This is a genomic window from Oleiagrimonas sp. (assembly GCF_027858935.1).
GTDB lineage: Bacteria > Pseudomonadota > Gammaproteobacteria > Xanthomonadales > Rhodanobacteraceae > Oleiagrimonas.
Genome location: NZ_JAQIBU010000200.1, coordinates 1 through 2,069, shown reverse-complemented (window position 1 = coordinate 2,069; position 2,069 = coordinate 1). Strand labels below are relative to the sequence as shown.

At 64.4% G+C, this 2,069-nt stretch carries 1 protein-coding gene; it reads right to left on the bottom strand.

The window, feature by feature from the left end; genetic code table 11:
• Positions 1 to 1,806: polysaccharide deacetylase family protein (locus PF446_RS07385; protein WP_298070696.1), on the bottom strand; the 1,806-nt coding region annotated here is incomplete at its 3' end.
• Between the last annotated feature and the right edge of the window lie 263 nt (positions 1,807 to 2,069).

The following is a 2,069-nucleotide window of genomic DNA, read 5'->3' as shown; positions in this document are numbered from 1 at the left end:
TTCATCGGCGGTAGTGGGCTCGGCATCGCCGAAATACGGTGCCCGAAACAGGCGCATGGAGCGGCCGGTCAGAGCCTCGAACAGGCGCTGGGTGGCGTTGAGCTCCAGCCGCACGATGCTGGGCGGACTCTCGCCGAGGTTCGGGTGGGTAAAGGTATGGTTGCCGACGTCGTTCCCCTCGGCCACCTCGCGCTGCACCAGGCCCGGCGACATTTCTGCCTGGGAGCCGATGATGAAGAACGTGGCCGGCACGTGTTTGGCCTTGAGGATGTCCAGGATCCGCGGCGTCCAGTCCGGATCGGGTCCATCGTCGAACGTCAGTGCGATCTTGTGCGGCTGGGTGCCGGCGCGGTGGATGACATACGAGGAGGGCAGGCGCGTGTAGTGTTCGTCATCGATGCTGCCGTCATCGGCATCCAGTTTCAGGGTGCGTGTGCCGGGTGAGGGCTGCGAGACGATTTGCAGCACCTCGCCCTGGCCCTCGATGTCGATATCCTGCCCCTGAGCGATGCTGAGCAGGCCTTCGGGTGCCGGCGAGCCATAGGGGCGACCCATGACCGACCATATCGAGGGGTCCTCGGAACCCAGGCGCCACAATGCATACCCAAAAGGCTTGTAGCTGTCGGCGTCGTGGATTTCATTGAAGGCGGTGGCGCCGTCCAGGAACCAGACCTGATGCTCGGTGCCATCGTCCTCGCTGTAGGCATAGTGCGGGTTCTGGGTGTCGGGATCGAATTCGATCCCGGCCTGTGCATCGGCTGCGCGGTCCATCGCATCCTGGAATGTGACGGTCTGCGCGCTCTTGCCTCTGGCCCAGTCGTAGCCATAGCTGCCGATGGCAATGATGGTGTGGTCCGAGTCAAGCACCTTCATGCGCTGGTCCAGGGTGCTTTCAAACCAGTCCTCGCCCGCAATGCTGCCCGGATCGGCGCCCGACCAGTGCTGGTCGTAGGCCATCAGCAGTTCGAAGTCGACCCGATCGGCATAATCGGCGTAGTCCCATGAGGGATCGTCAAAGGGCACCGACAGCACGATGCCCCAGTCGTGCGGCTCGAATGCCGCGTGCAGTTCGCTGAGGAACGTCTTGAGGTCGGCCTGGGCTTGGTCGGGCACTTCCTCGAAGTCGATGGTCACGCCCTGAAAGTGGTTCGCGGCGACGAAAGCGACGATTTGCCCGATCCGTGCCTGGCGGGTGGCCGGATCGGCGAGCATTTGCGCAAGGCCGGGCCCGTTCCACTGGCCATCGGCCACGTTCTGCAGCATGGGCAGGATCGGCATGCCGGGCCGTTGGCTGCGGATCAGCTTCAAGGCGTGATCGTCGATATGGGTGTTCAAGGCCATGTCGGGTCCGGTCACGCTCATCCAGGCCGGGATGACCCAGTCCAGATGCGCAAGCGCACGCTTCAGTGCCGGATAGCTGCCATCGTCCCAGTTGACATAAAAACCGATCGCGAGCGGCCTGCCAGCCGGTTTGTGCAGCGGAAGGGGTGTGGTCCGGGTCGATGCGGCGCCAGCAAAACGGTGCGCGCGTGCGGCGCGCAACTGTTTTTGGCGTGCACGAACATCGGCGGCCAGACGGGCCGCCGGTTTCAGTAGCTCGGGGTCCACCGCCTTCACGCCGGACAGTGCATGCAGGGGGCGTACAGGGCTGGCCAGGCTCAGGCCCGCCATGCTGGGCCATACGAACAGGCTTGCCGCGCAGGCCACCACCAACAGCGTGCTGGTGATTCCAGCCAGCAGGGCCAGACGGGATACGTGGATGGCACGCCGTCCCGTGGGATCGAAGAAAACCGGTTTTTTATGCATGCCAGGATGAACGAACGCAGGACGCCAGGCGCCACTATTGTGCATGTTGCACCATGATCGCCGCGAGGTGGAACCGCGGCGCGTGGACCGGGCGGCATGCATGCGGCCATTGCCTCGCCCGCGCACATCATGGCGATGTCGCGAGGCATTGTCGAGTGCATGATCGTACGGCGGTTCAGGCCGCAGGCTGCAATTCGGAGAGATCGTTGGACATGGCCGCGAGCGGCGCCAGCGCCAGTGCTGCGGCGGGCGAGGGCAGCACG